The organism is Rhodococcus aetherivorans (assembly GCF_011058165.1).
Taxonomy (GTDB): Bacteria; Actinomycetota; Actinomycetes; order Mycobacteriales; family Mycobacteriaceae; genus Rhodococcus; species Rhodococcus aetherivorans.
Genome location: NZ_JAALEG010000162.1, coordinates 1 through 4,530, shown reverse-complemented (window position 1 = coordinate 4,530; position 4,530 = coordinate 1). Strand labels below are relative to the sequence as shown.

Genomic DNA, 4,530 nt, shown 5'->3' with positions numbered 1-4,530 from the left:
GGGTTGGGTTCGCCGCCCTGGTTGTTGGGCTCTTTGCTGGGGTCGTAACCGCCGGTCGTCATCGGATCCTTCTCGGTGGGAGGGTGGAGCCAATCGCGTTGTCGACTGCGCACACTACGTCCGACGCGCCCGAATTGCACGATCACCGGAACTTCCGCGAGCCGGACGACCGGCGCGAACCGGACTACGCGGTGGTGCCGGCCGCGCGGACCCCGCAGGGCTGTCGCGCTGCACCGATACCGGTCACCAGCTGCCGTCGTACACCCACGGCTCCCGCGGGAGCCGTGCCGGATCCCATCGTTCGAGCAGCAGCTCCGGCGTGACGGGCTCGTCCTTGTCCGCCAGGTCGAGCGAGACCGCGATCCGGCTCAGGACGTCGGCCGCGGTGTGGCCCAGCGCCGCCTGGTCGGTGAGCGTGACGGCACCGTCGCGCTTGGCGAGGCGTTTGCCGTGCACGTTCAGCGCCAGCGGCACGTGCGCGTAGGTGGGTACCGGAAGCCCGAGCAGCGCCGCGAGATAGGCCTGCCGCGGTGCCGAGGTGAGCAGGTCGTCGCCGCGTACCACCTGGTCGATGCCCTGTGCCGCGTCGTCGACGACGACGGCCAGGTTGTAGGCGGGGATGCCGTCGCCGCGGCGCAGCACGAGGTCGTCGACGACACCGGTGAAGCTGCCGTGCACCTCGTCCGCCACGGTGAAGGTGGCGGCGCCGGACCGCAGGCGCAGCGCGGCGGGCCGCCCCGACGCCCGTTTCGCCTCCCGTTCGGCCTCGGTGAGGTTCCGGCACGTTCCCGGATAGGCGCCCTGCGGGGCGTGCGGCGCGGACGCCGCATGCTGGATCTCGCGTCTCGTGCAGAAGCACTCGTAGGTCAGGCCCGCGCGGGTGAGGCGGGCAATCGCGGCGTCGTAGAGGGGCAGCCGCCGCGACTGGTGGACCACCTCGTCGTCCCAGCCCAGGCCCAGCGCGGCGAGGTCGGCGAGCTGACGTTCCTGCGCGCCGGGCCGGACCCGGTCCAGATCCTCGACGCGGATCAGGAACCGCCGCCCGGTGCTCCGGGCGAACAGCCACGCGAGGACCGCCGTGCGCAGGTTTCCGAGGTGCAGGTCGCCCGACGGGCTCGGGGCGAACCGGCCGGCCCCCACCCGCGCGTCCCCGGCCGAATGTGACATTTGGTCAGACTATCGAGCGTGATGTCACATTCGGTCACCTGCACGCCGGTGGGTCACGCGACGGGCCGGCCGAGCAGGACGGAGCGCTGGGCGTGCACGGTCTCGCGGATCGCCGCGACGACGGCGGCGACCTCCGGCCGGCGCAGCGTCTCCGACCGCGCCACCATCCAGTAGTTCAGCCGCGCCTCCACCTCCCCGGGGAGGATCCGCACCAGGTCGGCGTGCCGGTCGGCCATGAAGCACGGCAGCAGCCCGAGCCCGGCCGCGGCGCGGGTCGCCTCGACGTGGACGAACACGTTGGTCGAGCTCACCGACTCGTGCATGTCCGGGGCGATGCGACGGGCCAGGTCCAGGTCGTCGACCTGCAGCATCGAGTCGATGAAGTACACCAGGGGATGACGGCTCAGCTCACGCACCGTCGTCGGGGCACCGTGTTCGGCGACGTAGTCCCGCGCCGCGTACAGGCCGAGGGTGTAGTCGGCCAGCCGGTGCGCCTCGGCGCGGTGCACCTGGGGGCGTCCCACCACCACCTCGAGGTCGAGGCCGGACCGCTGCTGCGACGCGCGACGCGTGGCCGCGACGATCTCCACCGCCACGCCCGGGTGCCGTCGCCGCACCAGCGCACCGGCCGGGGCCGCGATGTAGGCGCTGAAGCCGTCGGTCGCCGAGACCCGGACAACGCCCTCGAGCCCGCGGTCCCCGTCGGGTCCGGCCAGCCCGGCGACGGCAGCCTCGATCCGCTCGGCCGCGGCGAGGGCCGAGCGGCCGAGCTCGGTGAGCTCCCATCCGCCCGACGCGCGGGCCAGCACGCGCCCGCCGAGACTCTTCTCCAGCGCCGCGATACGACGGGCGATGGTCGTGTGGTTGACGCCGAGGTCGTCGGCGGCGGTCGTGAAGCGGCCCGTGCGGCCGACGGCCAGCAGAACCAGCAGGTCATCGGCCGACGGCGCGCTCATGTGTGCATTCTTGCAGATCCACTCTGCGGATCGCGTCATTGTGCATGCAGATCTGTGCATCAATACTCGGCACATGCGTTCAGAAGTGTTGCCCGTCACAGTCGAACCGAGGAGGACGAACCCATGAGCGTCGAACAGGCACGGCCCGACGGCCGTACACCGGACGAGACCCCCGCCTCGGGCCTGCGCAAGGTCGTCGGCGCGTCGATGGCCGGCACCGTCGTCGAGTGGTACGAGTTCTTCCTCTACGGCACCGCCGCCACCCTGGTGTTCTCCAAGGTCTTCTTCCCCGACAACGGCAACGAGCTCGACGCCATCATCGCCGCGTTCGTCACCTACGCCGTCGGCTTCGTCGCGCGGCCCCTCGGCGGCGTCGTGTTCGGCCACTTCGGCGACAAGTTCGGCCGCAAGAAGCTGCTGCAGACCAGCCTCGTGCTCGTCGGCGTCGCCACCTTCCTCATGGGCTGTCTGCCCACTTTCGGGGCCATCGGCTACTGGGCGCCCGCGCTGCTCGTCACGCTGCGTTTCGTCCAGGGCTTCGCCGTGGGCGGTGAGTGGGGCGGCGCGGTGCTGCTCGTCGCCGAGCACAGCCCCAACCGTTCGCGCGGCTTCTGGGCGTCGTGGCCGCAGGCCGGCGTGCCGATGGGCAATCTCGTCGCCACCGTCGTCCTGCTGATCCTGACCACCACGCTGTCCGACGCGGCGTTCCTCTCGTGGGGCTGGCGTATCGCGTTCTGGCTGTCGGCCGTCATCGTGCTGGTCGGCTACTACATCCGCACCAAGGTCACCGACGCGCCGATCTTCCTCGAGGCCCAGCGTGAGGCCGAGCAGATCAAGTCCAGCTCGTACAGCGTCGTCGAGGTCGTCAAGCGATACCCGCGCGGCGTGTTCACCGCCATGGGTCTGCGCTTCGCCGAGAACGTCATGTACTACCTCGTCGTCACGTTCTCGATCACCTATCTCAAGGTGGTCGTCGGTGCGAACACCTCCACCATCCTGTGGTGGATGCTCGCCGCGCACGCCGTGCACTTCGCGATCATCCCCGTCGTCGGGCGCCTGTCCGACACCTTCGGCCGCCGCCCGGTGTACATGGTCGGTGCCGTCACCGCCGGCACGTGGGGCTTCTTCGCCTTCCCGATGATGGACAGCGGGCACAACGCCCTCGTCATGTCCGCCATCGTCATCGGCCTGGTGTTCCACGCCTTCATGTACGCCGGCCAGCCCGCGATCATGGCCGAGATGTTCCCGACCCGCATGCGCTACGCGGGTGTCTCGCTCGGCTACCAGGTGACCTCCATCGTCGCCGGCTCGCTCGCGCCGATCATCGCGACCGCGCTGCTCAGCCGCTACGGCAGCGCTGTGCCCATCGCGATCTACCTGGCCGTGGCGTCCGTGGTGACGATCATCGCCGTCGTCGCCGCCCGCGAAACCAAGGGCATCAGCCTGCGCGACATCGATGCCGCGGATGCCCGCGCCGTCGGCGCCGAGAAGACGGCGGTGTCCGCATGAGTGCCCGCACCGCGCTGATCACCGGCGGCGCCGGCGGCATCGGGGCGGCGTGCGCCCGGGAACTGGCCGCCCGCGGCGTGCAGGTCACCGTCGCCGACGTCGACGAGGTCGCCGCCAAGACCCTCGCCCACGAGATCGGCGGGCAGGCGTGGGCGGTGGACCTGCTCGACACCGACCAGCTCGACGGGCTCCGGCTCGAGGTCGACATCCTCGTCAACAACGCAGGCATCCAGGTCGTCCGCCCGATCGAGGAGTTCGCCCTCACCGACTTCCGCCGGATCCAGACCCTGATGGTGGAGGTGCCCTTCCTCCTCGTGAAGGCGGCCCTGCCGCACATGTACGACCGGGCATTCGGGCGCATCGTCAACGTGTCGTCGGTGCACGGCCTGCGGGCGTCGGCCTTCAAGTCCGCGTACGTCATCGCCAAGCACGGCCTCGAGGGGCTGTCGAAGGTCACGGCCCTCGAGGGCGGTCCGCACGGCGTCACCAGCAACTGCGTCAACCCGGGCTATGTGCGAACGCCGTTGGTGGAGAAGCAGATCAGCGACCAGGCCCGGCTGCACGGCATCGACGAGGAGCGAGTGCTCGCCGACGTGCTGCTCACCGAGCCGGCGATCAAGCGGCTCGTCGAACCCGGGGAGGTGGCCTCCCTCGTCGCGTGGCTGGCCTCGGACGACGCCGGCATGGTCACCGGCGCCTCCTACACGATGGACGGCGGCTGGACCGCCCGCTGACCCACCCCCTGTGTGTGTGGCCGAATGTCACATCGCGTCGATCAGGGCGGTTTCAGGCGGCCGATGCGACAAGCTCGGTGAACGCTTCGGTTGGCGTGCGCCAGCGTAGCGTCTGCCGGGGGCGGCCGTTGAACTCGTCCTGGACCTGCTGCAGGTCCTCGGGC

General features: G+C 70.6%; 4 protein-coding genes and 1 pseudogene. 2 read left to right on the top strand and 3 right to left on the bottom strand.

The genetic code is table 11. The annotated features are described in order from the left end of the window. Positions 1-243: 243 nt before the first annotated feature. Positions 244-1,167, bottom strand: a complete 924-nt coding sequence (gluQRS, locus tag G6039_RS29655) for a tRNA glutamyl-Q(34) synthetase GluQRS (RefSeq protein WP_043799040.1) — start codon at positions 1,165-1,167, stop codon at positions 244-246. 53 nt (positions 1,168-1,220) lie between these two features. Next, on the bottom strand, positions 1,221-2,123 hold the full coding sequence (locus tag G6039_RS29650) for a LysR family transcriptional regulator (RefSeq protein ID WP_006943063.1): 903 nt from the start codon (positions 2,121-2,123) through the stop codon (positions 1,221-1,223). 123 nt (positions 2,124-2,246) lie between these two features. Here G6039_RS29650 and G6039_RS29645 point away from each other — a divergent pair, with 123 nt between their 5' ends. Further along, positions 2,247-3,632 (top strand): MFS transporter, encoded by a 1,386-nt coding sequence (locus G6039_RS29645; protein WP_006943064.1) that lies wholly within the window; start codon positions 2,247-2,249, stop codon positions 3,630-3,632. Then, positions 3,629-4,366, top strand: coding sequence for a 3-hydroxybutyrate dehydrogenase (locus tag G6039_RS29640; protein WP_029547084.1), 738 nt, complete (start codon positions 3,629-3,631; stop codon positions 4,364-4,366). The genes G6039_RS29645 and G6039_RS29640 overlap by 4 nt, the downstream gene beginning before the upstream one ends. Positions 4,367-4,418: 52 nt before the next feature. On the opposite strand, the pseudogene G6039_RS31565 reads toward G6039_RS29640, so the two are convergent. Next, a pseudogene (locus G6039_RS31565) lies at positions 4,419-4,530 on the bottom strand (IS30 family transposase); the annotation flags it as partial.